The sequence below is a fragment of the Streptomyces hilarionis genome (assembly GCF_024539675.1).
In the GTDB taxonomy this organism is placed as follows: domain Bacteria; phylum Actinomycetota; class Actinomycetes; order Streptomycetales; family Streptomycetaceae; genus Streptomyces; species Streptomyces hilarionis.
In genome coordinates this window covers 23,422-46,645 of record NZ_JAHHIT010000065.1, presented here as the reverse complement: position 1 = coordinate 46,645, position 23,224 = coordinate 23,422, and the positions used below count along the sequence as shown (strand labels likewise).

At 74.5% G+C, this 23,224-nt stretch carries 21 protein-coding genes and 1 pseudogene; 8 read left to right on the top strand and 14 right to left on the bottom strand.

What is annotated here, in order from left to right; all coding sequences use genetic code 11:
* Positions 1 to 46 precede the first annotated feature (46 nt).
* The gene (locus KMS84_RS17205; protein WP_256917114.1) at positions 47 to 535 is read left to right on the top strand and encodes a rhodanese-like domain-containing protein; all 489 of its coding nucleotides are present in this window, start codon (positions 47 to 49) and stop codon (positions 533 to 535) included.
* 30 nt (positions 536 to 565) lie between these two features.
* Here KMS84_RS17205 and KMS84_RS17200 read toward each other — a convergent pair whose 3' ends face one another.
* The 3 genes from KMS84_RS17200 to KMS84_RS17190 all read right to left on the bottom strand — a co-directional run bounded on the left by KMS84_RS17200 (position 566) and on the right by KMS84_RS17190 (position 3,686).
* A complete protein-coding gene (locus tag KMS84_RS17200; protein WP_256917113.1) occupies positions 566 to 1,360 on the bottom strand; it encodes an ATP-grasp domain-containing protein in 795 nt (264 codons plus the stop codon).
* A 73-nt stretch (positions 1,361 to 1,433) separates the two neighbouring features.
* Positions 1,434 to 3,125, bottom strand: coding sequence for a DUF885 domain-containing protein (locus tag KMS84_RS17195; RefSeq protein ID WP_256917112.1), 1,692 nt, complete (start codon positions 3,123 to 3,125; stop codon positions 1,434 to 1,436).
* A 69-nt stretch (positions 3,126 to 3,194) separates the two neighbouring features.
* The gene (locus KMS84_RS17190) at positions 3,195 to 3,686 is read right to left on the bottom strand and encodes an Lrp/AsnC family transcriptional regulator (protein WP_109000896.1); all 492 of its coding nucleotides are present in this window, start codon (positions 3,684 to 3,686) and stop codon (positions 3,195 to 3,197) included.
* 60 nt (positions 3,687 to 3,746) lie between these two features.
* Here KMS84_RS17190 and KMS84_RS17185 point away from each other — a divergent pair, with 60 nt between their 5' ends.
* Positions 3,747 to 5,024: a trans-sulfuration enzyme family protein gene (locus tag KMS84_RS17185; RefSeq protein ID WP_256917111.1), complete on the top strand. Its 1,278-nt coding sequence runs from the start codon at positions 3,747 to 3,749 to the stop codon at positions 5,022 to 5,024.
* Between the two features lie 217 nt (positions 5,025 to 5,241).
* On the opposite strand, the gene KMS84_RS17180 is transcribed toward KMS84_RS17185, so the two are convergent.
* Together KMS84_RS17180 and KMS84_RS17175 are read right to left on the bottom strand one after the other, a co-directional pair.
* The gene (locus tag KMS84_RS17180) at positions 5,242 to 6,660 is read right to left on the bottom strand and encodes a GNAT family N-acetyltransferase (RefSeq protein WP_256917110.1); all 1,419 of its coding nucleotides are present in this window, start codon (positions 6,658 to 6,660) and stop codon (positions 5,242 to 5,244) included.
* A 183-nt stretch (positions 6,661 to 6,843) separates the two neighbouring features.
* Positions 6,844 to 8,430 (bottom strand): alkaline phosphatase D family protein, encoded by a 1,587-nt coding sequence (locus KMS84_RS17175; protein WP_256917109.1) that lies wholly within the window; start codon positions 8,428 to 8,430, stop codon positions 6,844 to 6,846.
* 206 nt (positions 8,431 to 8,636) lie between these two features.
* Here KMS84_RS17175 and KMS84_RS17170 point away from each other — a divergent pair, with 206 nt between their 5' ends.
* Positions 8,637 to 9,407: a transposase family protein gene (locus KMS84_RS17170; RefSeq protein WP_256917108.1), complete on the top strand. Its 771-nt coding sequence runs from the start codon at positions 8,637 to 8,639 to the stop codon at positions 9,405 to 9,407.
* Positions 9,408 to 9,685: 278 nt separating this feature from the next.
* Here the strand turns inward: KMS84_RS17170 and pdxR are convergent, their stop codons facing one another.
* Positions 9,686 to 11,140, bottom strand: a complete 1,455-nt coding sequence (gene pdxR / locus KMS84_RS17165; protein WP_256917107.1) for a MocR-like pyridoxine biosynthesis transcription factor PdxR — start codon at positions 11,138 to 11,140, stop codon at positions 9,686 to 9,688.
* Here pdxR and KMS84_RS17160 point away from each other — a divergent pair.
* Positions 11,131 to 12,024 (top strand): annotated as a pseudogene (locus KMS84_RS17160) (EamA family transporter); the annotation flags it as partial. The gene pdxR and the pseudogene KMS84_RS17160 overlap by 10 nt on opposite strands.
* A 42-nt stretch (positions 12,025 to 12,066) precedes the next feature.
* On the opposite strand, the gene KMS84_RS17155 reads toward KMS84_RS17160, so the two are convergent.
* Together KMS84_RS17155 and KMS84_RS17150 are read right to left on the bottom strand one after the other, a co-directional pair.
* Positions 12,067 to 12,897 carry an alpha/beta fold hydrolase gene (locus tag KMS84_RS17155; protein WP_256917106.1) on the bottom strand — a complete coding sequence of 277 codons (831 nt, stop codon included), beginning with the start codon at positions 12,895 to 12,897 and terminating at the stop codon, positions 12,067 to 12,069.
* Between the two features lie 133 nt (positions 12,898 to 13,030).
* A complete protein-coding gene (locus KMS84_RS17150; protein WP_256917105.1) occupies positions 13,031 to 13,684 on the bottom strand; it encodes an NADPH-dependent F420 reductase in 654 nt (217 codons plus the stop codon).
* 297 nt (positions 13,685 to 13,981) lie between these two features.
* On the opposite strand from KMS84_RS17150, the gene KMS84_RS17145 reads away from it, so the two are divergent.
* A complete protein-coding gene (locus tag KMS84_RS17145) occupies positions 13,982 to 14,743 on the top strand; it encodes a GntR family transcriptional regulator (protein ID WP_256917104.1) in 762 nt (253 codons plus the stop codon).
* Between the two features lie 120 nt (positions 14,744 to 14,863).
* Here KMS84_RS17145 and KMS84_RS17140 read toward each other — a convergent pair whose 3' ends face one another.
* The 3 genes from KMS84_RS17140 to KMS84_RS17130 all read right to left on the bottom strand — a co-directional run bounded on the left by KMS84_RS17140 (position 14,864) and on the right by KMS84_RS17130 (position 18,015).
* Positions 14,864 to 16,021, bottom strand: a complete 1,158-nt coding sequence (locus KMS84_RS17140; RefSeq protein ID WP_256917127.1) for an ROK family transcriptional regulator — start codon at positions 16,019 to 16,021, stop codon at positions 14,864 to 14,866.
* Between the two features lie 99 nt (positions 16,022 to 16,120).
* Positions 16,121 to 16,789, bottom strand: coding sequence for a response regulator transcription factor (locus KMS84_RS17135; RefSeq protein ID WP_256917103.1), 669 nt, complete (start codon positions 16,787 to 16,789; stop codon positions 16,121 to 16,123).
* 68 nt (positions 16,790 to 16,857) lie between these two features.
* Complete coding sequence (locus KMS84_RS17130; protein WP_256917102.1) at positions 16,858 to 18,015, bottom strand: sensor histidine kinase; 1,158 nt, start codon at positions 18,013 to 18,015, stop codon at positions 16,858 to 16,860.
* Between the two features lie 108 nt (positions 18,016 to 18,123).
* On the opposite strand from KMS84_RS17130, the gene KMS84_RS17125 reads away from it, so the two are divergent.
* From KMS84_RS17125 to KMS84_RS17115, 3 genes are read left to right on the top strand one after another with little or no spacing between them, the layout of a single operon-like run.
* Positions 18,124 to 19,047, top strand: coding sequence for an ATP-binding cassette domain-containing protein (locus KMS84_RS17125; RefSeq protein WP_256917101.1), 924 nt, complete (start codon positions 18,124 to 18,126; stop codon positions 19,045 to 19,047).
* Between the two features lie 11 nt (positions 19,048 to 19,058).
* Entirely contained in the window at positions 19,059 to 19,772 is a 714-nt protein-coding gene (locus KMS84_RS17120) for an ABC-2 transporter permease (protein ID WP_256917126.1), read from the top strand.
* A 58-nt stretch (positions 19,773 to 19,830) separates the two neighbouring features.
* Positions 19,831 to 20,241: a hypothetical protein gene (locus tag KMS84_RS17115; protein WP_256917100.1), complete on the top strand. Its 411-nt coding sequence runs from the start codon at positions 19,831 to 19,833 to the stop codon at positions 20,239 to 20,241.
* 6 nt (positions 20,242 to 20,247) lie between these two features.
* Here KMS84_RS17115 and mug read toward each other — a convergent pair whose 3' ends face one another.
* The 3 genes from mug to KMS84_RS17100 all read right to left on the bottom strand — a co-directional run bounded on the left by mug (position 20,248) and on the right by KMS84_RS17100 (position 23,143).
* On the bottom strand, positions 20,248 to 20,745 hold the full coding sequence (gene mug, locus KMS84_RS17110; protein WP_256917099.1) for a G/U mismatch-specific DNA glycosylase: 498 nt from the start codon (positions 20,743 to 20,745) through the stop codon (positions 20,248 to 20,250).
* 44 nt (positions 20,746 to 20,789) lie between these two features.
* A complete protein-coding gene (gene purB / locus KMS84_RS17105) occupies positions 20,790 to 22,232 on the bottom strand; it encodes an adenylosuccinate lyase (protein ID WP_256917098.1) in 1,443 nt (480 codons plus the stop codon).
* A gap of 128 nt (positions 22,233 to 22,360) precedes the next feature.
* Positions 22,361 to 23,143, bottom strand: coding sequence for an SGNH/GDSL hydrolase family protein (locus tag KMS84_RS17100; RefSeq protein ID WP_256917097.1), 783 nt, complete (start codon positions 23,141 to 23,143; stop codon positions 22,361 to 22,363).
* Positions 23,144 to 23,224 lie beyond the last annotated feature (81 nt).

Sequence of the window (23,224 nt, the reverse complement as noted above, 5' to 3'; positions counted from 1 at the left end):
CCGTAGATTTCGGGTCGTCGACCACCACCTTCGGAGAGGCCCCGAGATGACCGCCGCCCCCAGCGTGAGCGAAGTGAACCCCGTCCTGCGCGTCGCCCCCGCGTCCCCCGCACGGGCCGCCGCCCACTTCCGGGCGAGCCTCGCCTTCCACGCCGACGTCTCCGACGTGGCCGCCGCCCTGGCGGCCGGCGGCGACCCCGGCTTCGTGGTCGTGGACTCCCGCTCCACCGCGGCATGGGACCAGGGGCACGTCCCGGGCGCCGTGCACCTGCCCACCGCGCTCGTCCCCGAGCAGGCCGAACGGCTCCTCGACAAGGACGTGGTGGTGGTGACGTACTGCTGGGGCCCCGGCTGCAACGGCGCCACCCGCGCCGCCCTCGCGCTCGCCGAACTCGGCTACCGGGTCAAGGAGATGCTGGGCGGCTTCGAGTACTGGGCGCGCGAGGGGTTCGCCTACGAGACCTGGCGGGGCGGTGAGCGGCGCGACGCCGACCCGCTCACCGCCCCCGCGGACGCGGCCGACTGCGGCTGCTGACCGCCGTCCGCGAGGCCCCTCGCCCGGGTCTCAGTCCCGCACCACCGCCGGGACCGGCCGCAGGAAGCGGCGGTCCGCCGCCCCGAACTCGCCCTCGGGGCGGGCCGCGTGCAGGACGACGTCCAGCGCGGCGTCCGCGTCGCACGCGTAATGGCCGCTGGCCCAGGCCGCGTTGGCCTCCACGACGGCCCACCTGCCGCCCTCGACGAGCCCCACGTCCACGACGACCGCGCTCGGCAGTCCCGTCCCGGCGAGCCGCTCGGCGAACGCCAGTACCTCGGCGCGCCGCGCGTCCCGCTCCAACGGGACGACGTCGAGGTCGCCCCCGGTCGCGTACCGGCTGCCGGTGCGCACCTCGCCGTCCCGCACGAAGAGCCGGTACTCCGCGGTGAACGTCACGATGTCGCTGACCAGCACCGGCTCCGTGCCGTCCACCGCGTCCGACCCGGGCAGTCCGCTGCCGTCCCGGTACACCCGCGCGGGGAAGCTCTTGTCGTTCGGCGGCTTCACGAAGGCCGGCCGACGCAGCTCGCGCGCCCGCGCGATCGTGGTGAACTCCACCTTGCGCGAAGTGAGTCCGTACGGCAGCCGGGCCAGCCAGTCCTGCGGCGCCTCCAGCAGGCCGAGCCCCAGCCCGCCTGCGACGGCGTCCGCGAACAGCGGACCGGAGTAGAGCGACGCCGCCGGGGCCGCGCGCCACCGCGCCGGCACCCGCCAGTCCCGCAGGGTCTCCACGTGCGTCCCGCGCCGCCGTGCCGCGTCCGCGAAGGCGTGGCCCGTCGCGGTCACGCGCGGGGAGAGGAACAGGGTTCGCGACATGCTCATTCGACGAGCGTGACGCACGCACGGCCCGCGCGACAGCGGATTTCCGCCGCCCCGCGGGCCGTGCCGCGGCCGGTCAGAGCCGGGCCAGCTCGTCCACCAGGTCGTCGAGGCCCAGCGACCCCTGCGACAGGGCCGCCATGTGCCAGGACTTGAGGTCGAAGGCCTCTCCCCGGCGCGCGCGGGCCTTCTCCCGGCCCAGCAGCCAGGCCCGTTCGCCGAGCTTGTAGCCGATCGCCTGGCCCGGGATGGACAGATAGCGCGTCAGCTCGCTCTCGACGAAGTCCGCCGGACGGCTGCTGTGCCCGCCGAAGAACTCCTGGGCCAGGTCCGGCGTCCAGCGCTCGCCCGGGTGGAACGGAGAGTCCGCCGGGATCTCCAGCTCCAGGTGCATGCCGATGTCGACGATGACCCGCACCGCGCGCATCATCTGCGCGTCCAGGTAGCCCAGCCGCTGCTCGGCGTCCGTGAGGAACCCGAGCTCGTCCATCAGGCGCTCCGCGTACAGCGCCCAGCCCTCGGCGTTGGCGCTGACGAGGCCGACGGTGGCCTGGTAGCGGGAGAGGTCGCCGGCGACGTGCGCCCACTGCGCCAGCTGGAGGTGATGGCCGGGGACGCCCTCGTGGTACCAGGTGGAGACGAGGTCGTACTCGGGGAAGCGGGTCTCGCCCATGGTCGGCAGCCAGGTGCGGCCCGGCCGGGAGAAGTCCTCCGAGGGACCCGTGTAGTAGGGGGCCGCCGCACTGCCCGCCGGCGCGATCCTCGACTCCACCCTCCGTACCCGCTCGGCGAGTTCGAAGTGGGTGCCGTCGAGCGACTCGATCGCCCGGTCCATCAGAGCCTGCAACCAGTCCCGTACCTCGTCCACGCCCTCGATGTGCCGGCCGTGCTCGTCGAGGTGCGCCAGCGCCTCCCAGGGCGTCCCGGCTCCCGGGAGGATCTTCTCGGCCTCCTTGCGCATCTCGCCTAGCAGCCGGTGGTACTCGGCCCACCCGTACGCGTAGGCCTCGTCGAGGTCGAGGTCGGTGCCGTTGTAGAAGCGCGCCCAGCGGGCGTACCGCTCCCGGCCCACGGTCTCGGGCGCGCCCTCGGCGGTCGGCGCGTACACGTCGCGCAGCCAGTCCCGCAGCTCCACGACCGCCGCGGTGGCGCCGCGCGCCGCCTCGTCCAGCTCGGCGCGGAGCGCGTCGGGGCCGGGGGCCACGAAGCCCTCGAACCAGGCCCGGCCCCCCTCGTCCGGGTCCGACCACTCGGTGAGCTGCTCGACGAACGTGGCCGTCGGCCGCGGCGCCGCGTAGAGCTTGCGCTCCAGGCCGAGCGTCAGGGACTCCCGGTACCCCGCGAGCGCCGCAGGCACCGCGCGCAGCCGCTCGGCGATCGCGGCCCAGTCCTCGTCGGTCTGCGTGGGCGTCACCGTGAACACCTCGCGCACGTGGTGCGCGGGCGTGGCCATGTTGCCGACGGCGCGCAGGCCCTCGTCGGCCTCGTGCACCGCGAGCTCCGCGGTCAGGCGCTCCCGCAGCAGGCGGGCGCACCGGCGCTCGATGTCACTGTCCGCGCCGGGCGCGCGCTCCGCTTCGTCGAGCCTGGCCAGGGTGTCCCGCGCGAGCCGCGCGAGGGCCTCCCGGCCCCTGGGGGAGTAGTCGGGCAGACGGCTCGAACTCTCCTGCACGCCGAGGTAGGTGCCGGTCACCGGGTCGAGGGCGATGAGGTCGTCGACGTAGGAGTCGGCGACCTCGCGGGGCAGCGGGTTGGTGGTCTGTGACATGCGCCCCATCCTCGTACGGGCCGGCGGCGCACGTCACGGCGTTTGTCCTGAAGCCGTCGGCGGCGCACCTCACGGCGTCGGTCCTGGGGCCGTGGACGGCAGGAGCGGCCCGCAGTCCCACTGCTGGAATATCAGCCGGGTCTCGACGCGGGCCACCTCACGCCGCGAGGTGAACTCGTCGAGGACGAGCCGCTGAAGATCGGCCATGTCCGCGACGGCGACATGGACGAGATAGTCGTCGGGCCCGGTGAGATGGAAGACCGTGAGCGCCTCCGGCAGCGCCCGGATCCGCTCCACGAACGGCCCCACCAGCTCCCGGCGATGCGGTCTGACCTGCACGGACAGCAACGCCTGTAGGCCGCGCCCCAGCTTGGCCGGATCGAGCCGCAGCTGATGCCCGAGGATCACCCCGCTGCGGCGCAGCCGCGTCACCCGGTCCAGACAGGTGGAGGGCGCGACCCCGACCTGCGCGGCGAGGTCGCGGTAGGTGGTCCGGGCGTCGTTCTGCAGCAGCCGCAGCAGCTGGAGATCGACCGGGTCCAGTACGACGGATTCGGCCATCGGCCGAACGTAGCACGGCGCATGCGCCGCCGACCCCGCGCGATGTTCACCCTGCGGTCCATGGACTCATCCGCTGCGAGCACGCACGCGTACGACGGCGTACGCACGTCTGGAGCGCCCCGCGCACTGGCCACCGAGGCCGTGCACGCCGGCCGGGACGACCTGGCCCGCCAGGGCCTGCACGCCCCGCCCATCGACCTGTCCACCACCTACCCCTCGTACGACAGCCGCGCCGAGGCGGCCCGCATCGACGCCTTCGCCGCGACCGGCGCGGACCCGGACGGGCCGCCCGTGTACGGGCGGCTGGGCAATCCGACGGTCGCCCGGTTCGAGACGGCGCTGGCTCGTCTCGAAGGCGCCGAGAGCGCGGTCGCCTTCGCCAGCGGCATGGCGGCGCTCAGCGCGGTGCTGCTGGCCCGCGCTTCGGCGGGGCTGCGGCACGTGGTCGCGGTGCGCCCCCTCTACGGGTGCAGCGACCACCTGCTGACGGCGGGACTGCTCGGGTCGGAGGTCACCTGGACCGACCCCGCCGGGATCGCGGACGCGCTGCGTCCCGACACCGGGCTGGTCATGGTCGAGACCCCGGCCAATCCCACGCTCGCCGAGGTCGACCTGCGGGCTGTCGCGCACGCCTGCGGCTCGGTCCCGCTGCTCGCCGACAACACGTTCGCCACGCCCGTGCTGCAACGCCCCGTCGAGCAGGGCGCCCGGCTCGTGCTGCACAGCGCCACCAAGTACCTCGGCGGTCACGGGGACGTGCTGGGGGGCGTGGTCGCCTGTGACGAGGAACTCGCCGGAGTGCTGCGGCAGATACGGTTCGCCACCGGCGGCGTGCTCCATCCGCTGGCCGGCTACCTGCTGCTGCGCGGCCTGTCGACGCTGCCGGTGCGGGTGCGGGCCGCCTCCGCGACGGCCGCCGAACTGGCCCGGCGGCTGACGGCCGACCCGCGGGTCGCGCGCGTCCACTATCCGCGCATCGGCGGCGCGATGATCGCCTTCGAGGTGCACGGCGACCCGCACGAGGTGATCGCGGGCGTCCGCCTGATCACCCCGGCCGTGAGCCTCGGCAGCGTGGACACCCTCATCCAGCACCCGGCGTCCATCAGCCACCGCATCGTGGACCCGCACGACCGCCGGGGCGCCGGCGTCAGCGACCGGCTGCTGCGGCTGTCGGTGGGTCTGGAGGACGTCGAGGACCTGTGGGACGACCTGCGGGAGGCGCTCGGCGCGGCGACCGGCACGCCCGCGACCGCCGCCGCGGGCGGTTCCGGCGTGACGATCCCGTCGCCGGTGCGCGCAAGCGCCCCGTCCGGCCGCGGTGAGCCGCTGAACCGGTGAGCCGCTGAACCGGTGAGCCGCCGAACCGGTGAGCCGCCGAACCGGTGACGGTGACCGAGAGGCGGCGGGGGCGCCGGGAGGACGGCGGAACCAGGAGGGCCCGGCGACGGACATCGCCGGGCCCTCCTGCGGTCACCGTACCCGCACCCGCGCCCATGACCGCACCCGCACCCGCCGTCGCCCCGTCGCTGTCGCCGTCGCCGTCGTCCCGGCCGGGTCAGTCGCGTGCGGCGCGTTCGTCGTGGCGCACGGACGCCGGCCGGGCCCCCGCGGTCTCCAGCCGGGCGGTGACGACCAGGGTGCCCTCCTCGATCTGGTAGTCGAGCGGGAGGCCCAGGCCGCGCATGGCGGCGACCATGCCGGTGTTGGAGGCCTGCGTCACGGCGTACACGCTCTCGCACTTCGCCTCGGCGGCCATCGCCACCAGCCGGCCGAGCAGTTCGGTCCCGACCCCGCGCCGCTGCCACCGGTCCTCGACCAGCAGCGCGACCTCGGTCTCGTCGCCGTCCCACAGCAGGTGCCCGAGGCCGACGATGCGGCCGGACGGCGTCTGCACGGCGAGGGTGCGGCCGAAACGCGGGCTGAGCAGGTGGTTGAGGTAGCGGTCCACGTCCCCGACCGGCCCGTTGTACCGCATCCCGAGCGTGCGCGCCGAGCACCGCTCGTGCATCGCCTTCGCCGCTTCCAGGTCACCGGTGTCGGCCCGCCGCACGGTGATGTCGCCGCCCTCGGGCAGCGTCAGCGCGTCCTGCCCGCGCGGGATGCGCGGTCCGAGCCGGGCGTCGAGCTCCACCAGGGCCCGCGCACGGGCGAACTCGGTCGGCGTGAAGGGCAGATGGGGCCGCTCCACGGTGATCACGCCGCCCTCCGGGGCGCGCAGTCGCATCACCGTGTCCTCCAGCACGCCTTCCACGGGCACGCCCTCCTGGCCGCGCCCCCGGGCGCCCGACGCGGCGGGCAGCGAGCGGATCGTGCAGCGGCCCAGCAACTGCCGCAGGGTGAGGGGAAGTTCCGCGGCGTCCAGTGCGGTGCGGGTGGCCAGGCCGAGGACCCGGGTGGGCGCGTCCACCAGGTCGTGGGCGTCGGCGCGCTCGATCCAGGTGCCCACGCCGCCCGCGAGGGAGACGGCCCGGCTGATCCCGGCGGCCGCGAGCGAGCCCGGGGCGCGCAGCAGGAACTCGTCCACCGTGTCCTCGCCCAGCGGGTGCGTCTGGAGGCTGAGGATGTCCACCCGGTGGGCGGCGAGCGCACCGCACAGCGCGGCCAACGACCCCGGGGCGTCCTTCACGGTCGTCCGCATCCGCCACAGGGCGCTGTCCTCGTCGGTCCCCGGGGGGAGCTCCGACGGCCCGGCCTGCGACTCCTCGGAGGGCGGCCGGGCGTCGGTATCGCCGGTGGGCGGCGCGTGTCCGTGGCGCCGTGCCCACCAGGTGTGGAACCCGGCCGTGGCGCCGAGCAGGACGGCGGAGACGGCCAGCAGCGCCGGGCCGTCCGGTCCGTGTCCCACCAGGTTCGCCACGCCGTCGGCCACCGCGACGGCCGTGAAGAGCGCCGCGAGCTCCACCAGGTCCCGCCGCCAGTGGTGCACCGGGCGTCCGTTCTTCGCGCGCGTCACGTCGGAGATGTCTCGAGTCATGCAGCCACTGTGGAGGAATCGTGTTGCGTGATCACGAACGGTTTGTGACTGATGGGTAAAGGCTACGAATGCCCGTTTTGTTAACGCTTCTACGACCCTGGCCGCGGCGGGCCGCACGACAGCGCCGCGCACCGGGGGATGACGCCGGTGCGCGGCACGGTGTCGAGGGTACGGGACGCCGGGCTACTGCCCGACGCGTCCGGGCTGGAGCACCTTGGTGAACAGCACGGTCCCGTCCTGCTCGCGCAGACGCACCGTCAACTCGCCGCTGTCGCCGTCGATGTCGACCTCGCCGAAGAACTGGTAGCCGCCCGCGGGGGACACGTTCGCCGCGGTCGGCGCCTTCACGAACACCCGCTCGGGACCGAACGTGCCGTCCAGCGCGCTGGCCGGGAAGGCGCCCGCGTTGAGCGGCCCGGAGACGAACTCCCAGAACGGCTCGAAGTCGGTGAACGCGGCCCGCGACGGCTGGTAGTGCTGCGCCGAGGTGTGGTGGACGTCCGCCGTCAGCCACACGGTGCCGGTGATCCGCCGGTGCTTGACGAACCGCAGCAACTCGGCGATCTGCAGCTCGCGGCCCAGCGGGACGCCCGGGTCGCCCTGGGCGACGGCCTCGATGTTCGGCCGCCCCTCGGTGGCGTCCGGCACGACCAGCCCGAGCGGCATGTCGGCGGCGATCACCTTCCACACCGCGCGCGAGCGCGACAGCTCCCGCTTCAGCCACTCCAACTGCTCGGCGCCCAGGATGCCCTGCGGGTCCGTCCGCTGGTCGTCGGGCGAGTTGGCGTTGCGGTAGGTGCGCATGTCCAGCACGAACACGTCCAGCAGCGGGCCGTGGCGAACGACCCGGTGCACGCGCCCCTCCTTCGCGCCCGGCCGCAGGGTGGAGATCGGGAAGTACTCGCCGAAGGCCCGCCGGGCGCGGCCCGCGAGCACGTCGACGCTCTTCTCGGTGTACCGGGCGTCGGAGTCGGCGATCACCTCGCCCGGGTACCAGTTGTTGCGGACCTCGTGGTCGTCCCACTGGATGACGGACGGCACCTGGGCGTTGAACCGGCGCAGGTTGTCGTCGAGCAGGTTGTAGCGGAAGTTGCCGCGGAACTCCGCGAGCGTCTCGGCGACCTTCGCCTTCTCCTCGGTGACGACGTTGCGCCACAGGCTGCCGTCGGGCAGTGCCTGCGTCGCCGTGATCGGGCCGTCGGCGTAGATGTTGTCGCCGCTGCACAGGAAGAAGTCGGGATCGAGCTTCGCCATCGCGTCGTAGATGCGGTAGCCGCCCCGGTCGGGGTTGATGCCCCAGCCCTGGCCGGCGAGGTCCCCGGACCACAGGAAGCGCACTCCGCGCCGGCGGCCGAGCGGGGTGGTGCGGAACGTGCCGGCCACGGGCTCGCCGGTGCGGCGGGGGTCGTCCGGGTCGGCGAGCAGCACGCGGTAGTGGATCTGCTCGCCGGACGGCAGACCGTGCAGCCGGGTCGTGCCGGTGAAGTCGGTGCCCGCGCCGACCAGCGGACCGTGCCAACGGCGGGCCCCCCGGAAGGACTCGGTGGCCGCGGTCTCGACGATCATCCGCGCCGGCCGGTCGGAACGCACCCACACCAGCCCGGAGTCGCAGGTCACGTCCCCGGCCTGGACGCCCCACCCCGCCTTCGGGCGCCCGGACAGTGCGAAGGCGGGGGCCGCGCCGAGGGCGGCGGGCAGGGTCAGGGCCGCGGACGCGGCGAGCGAGCCGCGCAGAACGCTGCGGCGCCCGGGGAACGGACGGTGGGACATGACGGGGCCTCCAGGGGCGGGAACCGGCCGGTGTGCACTGTCACAACTACTGGGGCGCCGCAGCGCGCACGCAAACCACAGGTGAACAACCGCCGCGCCGCGAGGGGCCGGCGGACTGTGCGTCCCCGGTCTCCTCGGCCGCTCCCAGGACCTCCGAGGGGCCTAAAGGGTGTTGCACAAGGCCGCGTTACGGGCATTTCCCTTGTATGCGTGGGGTGTTGAGAGCTGAGCCGTTGTGGGTGGAGACGTTCACAGGGCTGCGGATGGACCGGTTCGAGAGGCTGCTGAGGGTGGTCCGTGAGCGGGGCGGGAACGGTCCTGGTGGCGGCCGCCCGTGGTGTCTGCCACTGGCTGACCGGGTCCTCTTGGTGGCCGTGTACTACCGCACGAACCTCACGATGCGCCAGCTCGCCCCGCTCTTGGGGGTCTCCTCGGCCACGGTCTGCCGGGTCATCCAGCGCCTGCGGCCATTGCTCGCCCTGGAGCCGGCACCGCGGCCGGTCGCAGGGGTGGAGCGGTTGTGGATCGTGGACGGCACCTTGATCCCGGTCCGCGACCGCACGTTGGCCGCCTCGTCGCGCAATTACCGGTTCTCGGCGAACGTGCAGGTCATCATCGATGCCGACAGTCGCCTGGTCGTCGCATCGGCCCGTCCGGCGCCCGGGAACAAGGCCGATGCCCACGTCTGGCGCGAGTCAGACCTGCCCGCGACGGCTGCGGGCACGACGGTGATAGCCGACGGCGCCTACCTGGGCACGGGCCTCATCGTGCCGCACCGCAGACGCGCCGGACGGCCGCTCCTTCGCGGTCAGGAGGAGGACAACGCCGAGCACCGGCGCGTCCGAGCCCGCGTCGAGCACACCTTCGCCCGGATGAAGAACTGGAAGATCCTGCGCGACTGCCGCCAGAAAGGAGACGGCCTCCACCATGCCGTCCAGGCCGTCGCCACCCTGCACAACCTCGCCCTCACCGGGTGAAACAGCAGGTCAAGGACCACTGAGCCATGCGGACAGCCACACTTGTGAAACACCCTTTAGGGCGTGTTTCGAAAGTCCCGTCTGCCCGGCGACGCCTGGCACGCACTCCCCCGGAGGGGGCACCCCCAGCCGCGTTGTCGGGATCACCCCGATACAACCAGTATCGGGGTGACCCTCCGCCTTGCGATCGCACGCACCAGACGCCGCCGGGCCCGCCCTCCGGGCGGACGACGCTACTTTCGAAACACGCCCTCGGCCCCGACGGGCTCCTTCGGGCGTCACTCGTCGAGGGCCTGCCGCATCAGCCGAACGCCGTCGCGCACCCGGGCGGGCGACAGGTGCGCGTAGCCGAGCACGAGAGACGTCGTCTCCTCCTCTGTTCCCTCGCGTTCCTCGCGTCCGGCACGCGCGTGGACGTAGTCGTCCAGCGTGCGCACCTCCACGCCCGCCGCCGCCATGTGCCGCAGGAAGCGCCGCCGCGGGCCGTACCGGGGCGGGAGCTCGGCGATGACGTGGAGCCCGGCGGCGATTCCGCGCACCTCCGCCCCCGGGAAGTGCTCCCGCAGGGCCGCCACGAGGGCGTCGCGGCGCTCGCGGTAGACGCGTTGGCCGCGGCGCAGCTGGCGGTCGTAGTCGCCGCGCTCCACGAAGCGGGCGAACAGCGCCTGGTCGAGGACGGGATGACCGAGGTCCGTGGCGCGTTTGCGGGCGACGACCTCCTCGGCCAGCGCCTCGGGGACGAGCAGCCAGCCCAGCCGCAGCCCGGGCGCCAGGGACTTGCTGACCGACCCGGTGTAGGCCACGCGCTCGGGGTCCAGGCCCTGGAGGGCGCCCACCGGGGCGCGGTCGTAGCGGAAGTCGCCGTCGTAGTCGTCCTCGACGACGAAGCCGTCCACGGACCGTGCCCAGTCCAGCAGTTCGGCGCGCCGTCGCGCCGAGTACGCGATGCCGGTGGGGAACTGGTGGGCCGGCGTCGTCGTCACGGCCCGGACGCCGGACGCCCGCAGCGCCGTCAGGTCGGTCCCCTCGTCGTCCAGGGGCAGGGGGACGGCCGTGACGCCGGCCGCCGCGTAGAGGGCGCCGTGCTGGGGACTGCCGGGGTCCTCGACGCCCACGGCGTCCGTTCCGCGCGCGTGCAGCGCGAGCCCGAGGAGCGCCGTCGCCTGGGCCACGCCGGAGACGATCACGAGGCGTTCCGGGTCGGCGACCACGCCCCGGCGGCGGGCGAGGAGTTCGGCGAGCGCCGTGCGCAGACGGGGCAGTCCGCGCGGGTCGGGATAGCCGAGCTCGTGGTGGGGCAGCTCGGCGAGCACGCCCCGCTGTGCCGCCGCCCAGGCCGCGCGCGGGAACAGCGACAGGTCCGGCGTGCCCGGCACAAAGTCGGCCCGGGCGCCCGGCGGTCGCGGCGCGAGGTCGCGCGCACGGGAGGGGGCCGCCCGTGCGGCGCCGCCCACCCAGGTGCCGGCGCCGCGGCCGCTGCGCAGGTACCCCTCGGCGGTCAGCTGCTCGTACGCCTCCGTCACCAGCCCGCGCGACACCCCCAGATCGGCGGCCAGGTCCCGGCTCGACGGCAGCCGGGCGCCCTGCGCGAGCCGCCCCGAGCGCACCGCGTCGCGCAGCGCGGCCCGCAGCGCGCGGCCCCGCGTGCGCGGCGGGGCGGTGGCCGCAGGCAGCAGCACCTCCCAGGCGGCCGACGCGGACGGCCCCGTCGGATTGGTCCCCGATGACGTCATGGAAGTGGACCTTAAACCGGACCGCCGCCGCTCCTAGCGTCGCCGTCATGAACACCACCGTCCTGCGCGGCTGCCTGCTGTGCGCGCTCGCCTGTGTCCTCGTCGGCGGGTCCTTCACCGCCAACAGCGTCCTCGGCGCCTACCCGTACGCCGGCGGTCAGTGCCTGCGCTACGGGCTGGCCTGTCTGCTGCTCGCACCCCTGACGGGGGCCGGGTCCGCAGCCCGGCTGCGCGCGCTGACCGGGCGGGCGTGGGCGCGTCTGGCCCTTCTCGCGGCGGTCGGGATGGTCGGGTTCAACCTGGCGGTGCTGTGCGCCGAGCGCTCCGCGGAGCCCGCCGTCCCCGGTGTCCTCGTGGGCTGCGCCCCCGTCGTGGTGGCGGTCGTCGTCCCGCTCGCGGCGCGGCGACGGCCCCGGCGCGCGGTGCTGTACGGGTCCTCGCTGGTCGCCGTCGGCGCGTTCACCGTGCAGGGGTGGGGCCCGTCGGACGGCGCGGGCATCGCCTGGTCGGTCTGCGCGCTGGCCGGGGAGGTCGGCTTCGCGGTGCTGGCCGTGCCGGTCCTGCGGCCGCTCGGCCCGCGGCTGCTGTCCGCCACGGTGTGCGGGCTGGCCGCCGTCGAGTCGGCGGCCGTAGGCCTGCTGACGGCCGGTCCGCGGTGGCTGCGCCGCCCCGACGGCGCGGAGACCGCCGCGCTGCTGTGGCAGGCGGCGGTCGTCACGGTCGTCGGCTTCGTCTGCTGGTACATGGGCATGCAGCGGATCGGCGCGGAGCGGGCCACGTTGTTCTCCGGCCTCATCCCCGTCGCGGCCGCCTGCACCGCGCCGCTCGTGGGCGCCGGGTCCTACGGCCTGGTTCAAGCGGTCGGCAGCGCCCTCGTCGGGGCCGGGGTCGCCCTGGGGGCGGGGGCGCCGAACCCTGCCGCCGCCTCAGCGGCTGCCGTCGAGGATCACGCGGGCGACGAGCGCCGGGTCGTCGTTCATCGGGCAGTGGCCGCAGCCGGGCAGCCGCACCAGGCGGGCGGCCGGAATGACCTGCTTCACGCGGACGCCCTGGCGGCGCACCAGCAGCCAGTCGCGGGTGCCCCAGCCGACGGTGACGGGCACGCCGGGCAGATCCTCGGTGAAGCGGATCGAGATGCCGGCCTTCAGCGTCTGGTCGAACCCGGTGGCCTGGGCCAGGGCCAGCGTCTCGGCGACCACGGCCTCGGGTGAACGGCGGCCGGGGCGGGCGTAGATGGTGCTGGTGAGGGCGGTGCGGCCGGCCGCGGTGCTCGCCAGTCGCTCGACGAGGGGCAGCGGCAGCCGTCGGGAGATGCCCCGCATGGTGACCAGGACGCCGAAGGCGTAGCGCCGCTCCGCCTCCGACCAGAACCCGGCCGGGGACAGCGCGGTGACGGTCCGCACCAGCTTCTCGCGGCCGAGTTCCAGGGCGAGCAGGCCGCCCAGGGAGTTGCCCGCCACGTGGGGGCGGTCCAGGTCCATCGCTTCGCAGAAGGCTCCGAACACCGCGGTCGTCGTGGGCAGGTCGTAGGCGAGGCCGTCCGGCAGGGCGGGGGACGCGCCGAACCCCGGCAGGTCCACCGCGATCACGTCGCGTTCGGCGGCCAGGATGTCCACCACCGGGTCCCACGCCTGCCGGTGGTGTCCGATGCCGTGCAGCAGGAGCAGCGGCTCGCCCCTGCCCGCGCGCGTGTAGGACACGGTGACCGGTCGCGGGCCGCCGGGGGAGGGGATCGTGAAGGAGACGGTGGCGGACATGGGAGCTCCTCGTCTGGACTGGGCCGGGGGACGCCGTAGACAGCTTGTCAGCAATTGCTACCGGCGGGTAGCCCCCAGCTGAGTGAACCCCCGCGGACGCCCCGCCGATCCGCTTTCTCCCGGTCCGGTCGGCTCAACGGGCCCTGCGCAGCTCCAGGTTGAAGTCGGCGTGACCGAAACGGCGCATGAGGTCGAGCCACAGCGGCAGCCACATCTCCACCCCGCGCGCCGCCCGGATCCCGCCCAGGTCGATCACCCGGCCGGCGGGCCAGCCGAACTCCCCGAGCAGCGCCGTGACGCGGCCCTTGGCGTCCTCGTCGTCCCCGCACACGAACACCTGGTGCTCGCCGGGCACCCGCGCGGGATCCACCATCACCTGGCAGTTGACGGTGTTGAGCGACTTCACCACACGCGCCCGCGGGAACGCCCGCTGGATCTGCTCGCCGACGCTGTCCGACTCCACGGGCGACAACCGCGCCTCGCCGTCCTCGAAGGCCAGGGGGTTGGAGACGTCGAGCACGACCTTGCCGTCGAGGTGGGCCGCCCCGGCCGCTTGCAGGGCCGTCACGGCCACCCGCCCGGACACGGCGTTCACGACGACCTCGGAGGCCGCAGCCGCCTCCGCGAAGGTTCCCGTGCTCGCCCCCGCGCCCGCCGCGCGCGCCCACTCCAGGGCCGCCGGATTGTCCTTCGTGCGCGAACCCAGGACCACCGAGTGCCCGAGGCGCACCAGTTCGCCGCCGAGCGTGCGCCCGACCTCGCCCGTACCCAGCACCGCGTACCGCACAGCCGACCTCCCGTGTCCCTCGGGCCGGACGGAGCGCCGGACCTGGCGCCACCGTAGTTCGCGCCCGGCGACTCGGGCCGCCTTGACGGCGGGAGCGTTGCCGGAGTGTCACGGCAGCGCCCGCTCGCGAACTTCTCGTAAACGCTTTCCCCCAAGAGCCGCTTGGGGCCGACAGGGTTCGAGGATTGGTCTTGACCAAGGGTGGGGGGCGTCCTATGGTCGCAGATAAGTGCAACAACCTTTAATAAACAAGGGCGCGAAAAAACGCTGCCGACCACGGCGATTGCGGAGGACAGGGTGGGGACCACGCAACTGGAATCGGTGCAGGAACCGAAGTACTGGCATCTCAGGACGGTGCTCAGCGAAGCGCTCGACTCCGAGTTCACCGTGGGGGAGATCCTGCCCAACGAACGTGAGCTCGCCGCCCGCTTCGGCGTCGCCCGCGCCACGCTGCGCCAGGCGCTGGAGCAGCTCGAACTGGAGGGCAGGCTTCAGCGCCGCCGCGGCGTCGGCACCACCGTGGCGCCGCCGCGGATGGGCGTGGCCGTCGGCACCGGACAGCAGGTGTGGCCCGGCGCGGACGACGACGCCTGGCAGCCCGTCGACAGCACCCTCGCGGTCCCGCCCGCGGCCGTCGCCACCGCCCTGGAGACCGCGCGCGACCAGGCCGTGCACATCGTGCGCCGCTCACGCGTCTCGGACGGCCAGCCCGTCGCCGCGGAACTGCTCTACGTCCCCCTGGCGTCGGCGCCCGAGGCGACCGGGAGCGACGCCCCCCTCGAAGCGGCACGCGCGCGGGCGGTGCTCGCCGAGCTGCAACGCCTCGAACTTCAGGGCCAGGACCGCGCGGTGGAGCTCGGCTCGGCCCGCGCGGACGACGCGCGGGAACTCGACCGGCTCCCCGGCGCGCCCGTGCTCGTGGTCACCACCCGCTTCTTCGCCGAGGGCCGCACCGCGGCGCTGTCCGTCGCGACCTACCGCGCGGACACCTGCCGCCTGACGTTCGGCGCGGCGGGCGGCGTGGAGATACACCACGGTCCCGGCCCGCAGGCCTCCTGAACGCCCCGCCCGCGACGGGTCGTGAGGGGCGGGCCCCCGAACGGCCCGCGTGCGCGCTCCGGCTGACGTCCTGCGCCCCGGATCTCCTCCGGGGCGCGGCGCGTCGCGCGGTGGGCGGCCTCACCGCCGCGCCGTGACCGTGCCCTCCACCGCGAACAACTGCTCCTCCACGTGGTCGAGGGCCAGCCGCAGCGCCCCCGTCGCCACCGCGGCCTCGCCGAGCATCGACAGGGCCACCTTCGGCGGCCGCAGGCAGTAGCGCGCCAGCTCGTCGCGCAGCGGTTCCAGCACACCGTCCAGGCCGGCCGCCCAGCCGCCGACCACCACCAGCTCCGGATCGACGGCGAGCACCAGCGCGGCCACGTCGTGGACGAGCCGCTGGATGAAGCGGTCCACCGCGGCCCGGGCCCGCTGGTCGCCCTCCCGCGCCTGCGCGAACACCGCCGCGACCGCCTGCTCGTCCAGCGGATGCAGCGGCTCGTCCGTGGTGGACAGCAGCGTCTCCGGTGTCGCCTCGCGCCCCAGCAGGTGCAACGCGCCGATCTCCCCGGCCGCCCCTCCGTAACCCCGGTGCAGACGACCGCCGATCAGCGAGCCGGCGCCGGGACTCAGCCCGGCCAGCACGAACACCACGTCGTCGGACTCGGTGGCGGCGCCCTTCCAGTGCTCGGCCACGGCCGCCGCGTTGGCGTCGTTCTCCACCAGCACCGGGCACTTGAAGGACCGGCTCAGCCGCTCGCCCAGCCGCAGCCCCGTCCACTCCGGCAGCGCGGTGCCCAGCCGCACCGTGCCGTCCGCCTCGACGATCCCCGGCGTGCCCACCCCGACCGCCCGCAGCGAGCTGCGCGGCACCCCGGCCCGGCGCAGCAGCTCGGCGACCGCGCCGCGCAGCCGCTCCAGCCGGTCGTCGGCCGGCGCCGACTCCTCCACCTCCCTGGACTGCGCGCCCAGCACCCGCCCGTCCAGGTCGGCCAGCAGCGCGGCCACCCGGTGCGAGCCGATCTCCAGGCCCAGGAGGTGACCGGCCTCGGCGCGGAACCGGAACCGCCGCGCGGGCCGCCCCTGCCGCCGGGCGACGCTCTCGTCGGCCGCCATCTCGACGACGAGCCCGGCCGCGATGAGGTCCTCGACGACCCCCTCCACGGTCGGCCGGGACAGGCCCGTCACACGGGTGATCTCCGTGAGCGTCGCGCAGTCCGCCGCGCGCAACGCGTGCAGCACCACCGCGGAATTGATCCTTCGCAGCAGCGAGGGATCCCCGCCCGTCAACCGCCCCAAGGTGCGTCCTTCCAGCTCGAGCCCGTGTTGGGGCGGATCGTACTCGGCGGGCGTGACCCGGGCGAGTGCCGCCTTCGTACCGAAGAGGTCACGCACCGCTCAGGCCGAGGCCATGAATCCCGACTCGTACGCCGTGATCACCGCCTGGGTCCGGTCCCGCGCCCCCAGCTTCGCCAGCACCGCGCTCACGTGCGACTTCACGGTCTCGGCTCCCACGAAGAGCCGGGCGGCGATCTCCGCGTTGGACAGCCCACGGGCCATCAGCCGCAGCACCTCGGCCTCCCGGCCGGTCAGCCCGGCCCGCTCCACCGCGTCCGGCGCCGCCCGGCCCGCGGCGCCGGCCCCGCCGCCGTACTCGGCGGCCAGCCGTCGCACCGAGGCCGGGAACAGCAGCGACTCGCCCTCGGCGACCAGGCGTACCGCGTGCACGATCTCGGCGGGCCGGGCCCGCTTCAGCAGGAACCCGTCGGCGCCCGCACGCAGCGCCTCGTACACGTACTCGTCGTTCTCGAAGGTCGTGACGACCAGGATCTTCGGCGGCCGGTCCACCGAGCGCAGCACCGCGCGGGTGGCCTCGATGCCGTCCATCAGCGGCATGCGCACGTCCATGGCGACGACGTCGGGCCGCCACCGCCGCACCAGCGGGATCACCGCGGCCCCGTCCGCCGCCTCCGCGACCACCTCGATGTCCGGCTGCGCTTCCAGAACGGCCCGCAGGCCCGCGCGGACCAGGGGTTCGTCGTCGACGAGGAGCACGGTCACCGGCATCCGCCCAGCGTAGGGCCTGTCGTTCGGATCATGTCGGCGTCGCGGGGTCCGGCACGCACGACCCTGGATCACCTCAGCGGCAGTTCTGCGTGTACCTGCCAGTCGCCCGCGTCCGGTCCGGTCGACGCCCGCCCGCCGAGCAGGGCCGCCCGCTCCCGTATCCCCCGCAGCCCGCCGCCCCGCCCGGGGCCGGGCACGCGATCGGTGAGCAGCCGGTTGCGCACCTCCAGGCTGAGGACGTCGTCGCCGACCGTGACGCGCACCCGGACCGGAACGGCGCCCGCATGCCGCAGCACGTTCGTCAGCGACTCCTGGAGGATGCGGTAGCCCTCCCGCGACACCGGCCCCGGCACCCTCTCCAGCGGGCCCGTCACCTCGGCGTCGAGCTCCGCGCCCGAGGCCCGCGCCGACTGCCACAGGCGGTCGGCCTCGGCCAGCGTCGGCCGGCCGCGCGCCGGCCGCTCGGCCTCCCGCAGCACGCCGAGCACCCGTTCCAGGTCCTCCAGGGCGGCCCGGCCGGTCTCCTCGATGGCCCCGAGCGCGCGGTCCGTGAAGCCCGGGTCGCCGGCCGCCCGGGCCGCGCCCGCCTGCACCACCGCCACCGTGAGCGCGTGACCGATCGAGTCGTGCAGCTCCCGGGCCATCCGGTTGCGCTCCAGGAGCTGCTCGGTGCGCTCCTCCAGCGCGGCGAGCCGCTCCGCCGCCGACGGGCCCAGGAGCCGCCGCGCCAGGTACGTGGCCGCCTCGCCCAGCGCGACGACCAGTGCGCCGAGGACGAGCACGGGTAGCGGCGCCAGCAGGGCCGGCCACCCGTGCGCCCCCACGGCGGGCAGACCCGGTATGCCCGCGCCCGCGACACCGAACGCGCCGCGGACCAGTTCGACCGCCGCGACCGGCAGCCACACGCACGCGAAGACGGTCGCCGCGCCCAGCGCCATGCGCGCTTGCAGCCACAGCACCGTACGCAGGCGGTCCCGCCAGGTCGCCGACGCGGCCACGGAGAATCCCGGCTCCCGCTCGTCGGGTGTCAGCAGCAGCTGCGCCTGCACGCCCTCGCTCCTGCGCACCGCCGGGACGAGCCCGACCGGCAGGAGCGCGAGGGCGGGCGCCCAGGGCCGCGTGGGATCGACGAACATCCAGACGCTCACGATCAGCATCGGCACCCACAGGTGCAGCAGTCGTGTGTACGTCTTCCCCCGCAGCAGCGGGCTCAGCAGGCGGCCCATGCGGACATGGTGGCAGGATCCGCCGGCTGCGGGCCTCCCCCGAGCGGGGGAGGGGAACTCCCCGCGCGGGGGAGGCCCGCAGCCCCGGCCGGTGGCCAAGCTGTGGCCATGACCAGCATCGACGTCCACGAACTCACCAAGGAGTACGGCCCCCGGCGGGCCGTGGACCGGATCACCTTCCGGGTCCTGCCCGGCCGCGTCACCGGGTTCCTCGGTCCCAACGGCGCGGGCAAGTCCACCACCTTGCGCCTCCTCCTCGGCCTCGACCGGCCGACGTCCGGCGCCGCCACCCTGGCCGGCCGCCCCTACGTCACCCTCACCGAACCCCTCCGCCACGTCGGCGCCCTCCTCGACGCCCACGCCGCTCACGGCTCCCGGACGGGACGCGACCACCTGCTCGCCCTCGCCGCCAGCAACCGCCTGCCCGTCCGCCGGGTCGACCAGGTGCTGGAGGAGGCCGGACTGGCCCCGGCCGCCCGGCGCCGGGTGCGGACGTACTCCCTCGGCATGCGCCAGCGGCTCGGCATCGCCGCCGCCCTGCTCGGCGACCCCGCGGTCGTCCTGCTCGACGAACCCGCCAACGGCCTCGACCCCGAAGGCATCGTCTGGATCCGGGGGTTGCTGCGCCGGCTCGCCGCGGAGGGCCGCACCGTGCTGGTCTCCAGCCATCTGATGAACGAGACCGCGTCGTTCGCCGACCACCTCGTCGTCCTCGGCCGCGGCCGCCTGCTGGCCGACACCGCGCTGCGCGACTTCGTCGACGCGCGCGTGCGCCCCGGCGTCCGCATCCGCACGACGGACCCGACCGCCCTCGAGGACGTCCTCACCCGGCACGGCCACGACGCCGTGCACCACCCCGAAGGGCACTGGACCGTGCGTCACGCGCGCGTGGACGACATCGGTCCGCTCGTCTGCGCCGCGGGCGTCCCGCTGCTCGAACTCTCCGCGCAGGAAGGCACGCTGGAGCAGGCCTACCTCGCGCTCACCGCCGACGACGCCGAGTTCGCGTCCCGACCGCACGAGGAGGCCTGACCGTGGGACCCCTGGCATCCGCGCCCGCGCTCCACGCCGAGTGGATCAAGGTCCGCACGGTGCGCGCCCAGATCGGCGCCCTGGCCGCCGTACCGCTCGCCACCGTCGCGTTCTCCACACTGGCGGGACTCGGCGACGGCGACGACGCCCTCTTCTCCGCGTTCTTCGGCGTGGTCTTCGGACAGATCGCGGCGGTCGCCTTCGGCACGACGGCCGTCTCCGCCGAGTTCCACGCGGGCGCCCTGCGCCTGTCGCTGGCCGCGGTGCCCCGCCGGGGCCGCTGGTTCGCGGCCAAGCTGACCGCGATCGGCCTGCCGCTGTTCGCCGTCGGCCTGGTCACCGGGCCGGCGGCCCTGACGGTGCGAGCGGCGGTCCGGGGACCGCACGCGCACGCGCCGACCTGGGCGGAGTGCCTGCGCGCAACGGCCGGCTGCGCCGTCTACCTGACGCTGATGGCCCTGATGGCCGCCGGTCTCACCGCGGTGCTGCGCAGCGGGGTGGGCGCCCTGAGCATCCTCGTTCCCTTCCTCCTGCTCGTCTCCTTCGTCGTCGGCGACGTGCGCGGCGGCGTCGCCGACCTGCTGCCCGACCGGGCGGGCCAAGTCGCCCTGCACAGCTCGTGGGACGGCGTCGTGGGGCCGTGGACCGGGCTCGCGGTGACCGCCCTGTGGACGGCGGCGGCGGTCGCAGCGGGGACGTGGCGGGTACGGGTCCGGGACGCCTGAGGGGGCCGGCCCGCTGACGGGCAGCCAATTGTCAGTGCCGGCCGCTTTACTGGATCTCATGGACATCGCCCACGGTCTGGCCACCGTCGACCTGCTGAGCGTCCGCGAGCTGCCCGCGCAGGGGTACCTCGTGGCGGAACTTCAGACCAGCGGCGACTTCCACGGCGAGTGCCGCACCGCGTGGGAGGAGACGGAGGAGCAGTACGAGGCCGACCGGGACGGGCTCACGGAGCGGCTGACCGACCGCTGGGGACCGCCCCACCTCGTCAGTCTGGCGAGCACGCTGGAACGCTCCCTGACGGGCGAGGACCCGGCGGAGCCCTGGGCCTCGCTCAGCGGTCACGTTCCGGACGTGCACCTGTGGCAACTGCCCGGCACACCGCGCTGGATAGCCCTCGGCGTCTCCCAGTGGGACACCGAACTGCCCTTCCAGCTCCTGCTGGTGGTGACGGAGACCGGGCCGCCCTGAGCGACCTCAGTCCCGCGCCGCCTCGCGCAGCCGGGCGAACTCCTGCGCCATCGTCTCCGTCGTCCAGTGCGCGTTCAGGCCGCTCGGGTTCGGCAGCACCCACACGCGGGTCTCCCCGATGAGCCGCTCCTGCGGCCCCACCGCCGCCTTGCGGTCGTCGAACGCCGCCCGGTAGGCGGTCACCCCCACCACCGCCAGCCAGCGCGGCTTCAGGGCTGTCACCTTGCGCGCCAGCAGCCTGCCGCCCTCGCGGTACTCCTCGGCGCTCAGCTCGTCCGCCCGTGCGGTCGCCCGCGCCACCACGTTGGTGATGCCGAGCCCGTAGGACAGCAGCTCCCGCTGCTCGGCCGGCTTCATCAGCCTCGGCGTGAAGCCGGACCGGTGCAGCACGGGCCAGAAGCGGTTGCCGGGGCGGGCGAAGTGGTGTCCGGTCGCCGCCGTCATGAGGCCCGGGTTGATGCCGCAGAACAGCACGCGCAGGCCGCCCGCGACGACGTCCGGCACGAGACGGTCGCGGGCTGCCTCCAGCTCCGCCTGGGTGAAGCGCGTCAGAGGATCGCTCCGGGGGTGTACCCGGCGGCCTCCGGCCGCTGCTTGACGATCTCCTCGATCCGGCCGACCACGACGGCGACCTGCGCGGCCGCGGCGCCCGTGAAGGACAGCTTGTCGGCCATCAGCGCGTCGAGCTGCGCCCGGTCGAGCGGCAGACGCTCGTCCGCCGCCAGCTTGTCGAGCAGCTCGTTGCGCTCGGCGCCCTGCTCGCGCATCGCCAGCGCCGAGGCCACGGCGTTCTCCTTGATGGCCTCGTGCGCGCCCTCACGGCCGACGCCCGCGCGCACCGCGCCCATCAGCACCTTGGTGGTGGCGAGGAACGGCAGGTAGCGGTCGAGCTCGCGGGCGACGACGGCCGGGAAGGCGCCGAACTCGTCGAGCACGGTCAGGAACGTCTCCAGCAGGCCGTCCAGCGCGAAGAACGCGTCCGGGAGCGCCACGCGGCGCACCACGGAGCAGGACACGTCGCCCTCGTTCCACTGGTCGCCCGCCAGCTCGCCCGTCATCGACGCGTAGCCGCGCAGGATGACCATGAGGCCGTTGACGCGCTCGCAGGACCGGGTGTTCATCTTGTGCGGCATGGCGGAGGACCCGACCTGGCCGGGCTTGAAGCCCTCGGTCACCAGCTCGTGCCCGGCCATCAGCCGGATCGTCTTCGCCAGCGAGGAGGGCGCCGAGGCGAGCTGCACCAGGGCCGTGACGACCTCGTAGTCCAGCGAGCGCGGGTAGACCTGGCCGACCGAGGTGAACGCCTGCGAGAAGCCCAAGTGGCCGGCGATCCGGTCCTCCAGCTCGGCCAGCTTCGCCGCGTCCCCGCCCAGCAGGTCCAGCATGTCCTGGGCGGTGCCCACCGGGCCCTTGATGCCGCGCAGCGGGTACCGGCCGAGCAGCTCCTCGACCCGGCCGTACGCGACGAGGAGCTCGTCGGCGGCGGTCGCGAACCGCTTGCCCAGGGTCGTGGCCTGCGCGGCCACGTTGTGCGAGCGGCCGGCCACGACCAGCTCGCCGTACTCGCCGGCCAGCCGGCCCAGGCGGGCCAGCACGGCGACCGTACGGTCGCGGACCAGCTCCAGCGAGAGGCGGACCTGCAACTGCTCGACGTTCTCCGTCAGGTCGCGGGACGTCATGCCCTTGTGCACCTGCTCGTGCCCGGCGAGGTCGTTGAACTCCTCGATACGGGCCTTGACGTCGTGCCGGGTGACCTTCTCGCGCTCGGCGATCGAGGCCAGGTCCACGGTGTCGAGGACACGCTCGTAGTCGGCGATCGCCGCGTCCGGCACCTCGATCCCGAGGTCCTTCTGAGCCCGCAGCACGGCGAGCCAGAGCTGACGCTCCAGCTTCACCTTGTGCTCGGGCGACCAGAGCGTGGCGAGCTCGGTCGAGGCGTAGCGTCCGGCGAGGACGTTGGGGATGCGGGGCTTGGCGGCAGCGGAAGTCACGTGGACGGATTCTACTGGCGATTCGTGCAGGTCGGCGCACGGTGGCGTTCGGCGGAACCTACGAGAGCGGCGTCACTCGCCGCGGGCGTCCGCGTCGCGCGGCCCGCGGGCCCGGCCGCGCAGGTCCCTCACGCGGGCGGTCCCTCGTACGGCAGCAGGTCGGGCCGCTTCGGCGGCAGACCGTCGCCGGACGAGCGGCCCGTGAGGCGGCGGCCGATCCACGGCAGCAGGTGCTGCCGGGCGAACCGCGCGTCGGCGACCCGGCGGGCCGTCCAGCCCGGAGGGGCCGTCGCCGCCATCGGCGCGTGCCACTCCTCGTCCTCCGGGTCGTGTCCGAGGCTCTGCCAGACGGCCTCGGCGACCCGGCGGTGCCCCTCCGCCGTCAGGTGCAGCCGGTCGACGTCCCACATGCGCGGGTCGCTCAGCGACGGGGCGCCGTACAGGTCGACGACGAGCGCGCCGTGCCGGGCGCCCAGCTCCTCGACGCACACGAACAGCTCCTCCATGCGCGGCCGGAACCGCTCCAGGACGGGACCCTGCCGCCCCGGGCTGCGCATGAGGACCAGCTGCTTGCACGACGGCGCCAGCCGCTCCACCGCCTCCGTGAGCAGGCCCTTGACCCGCCCCATGTCGCACTTCGGCCGCAGGGTGTCGTTGAGGCCGCCGACCAGGGTGATCACATCGGCGCCCATCGCGGCCGCCACCGGCACCTGCTCCTCGACGATCTGTCCGATCAGCTTTCCGCGCACCGCCAGGTTGGCGTACCGGAAGCCGGGGGAGCGGGCGGCCATCCGTGCGGCGAGGAGGTCCGCCCAGCCCCGGTAGGTGCCGTCGGGCAGCAGGTCGGACATGCCCTCGGTGAAGGAGTCGCCGACGGCGACCAGGCTGGTGTACGTGGGGTTCGTCTGCATGGCGACACAGATGGTAGCCCGAGTCGCATACCCGGCGGTCGGTCGCCTCCGCCGCGCGGGCGGACCCGCGCGGCGAAGCGG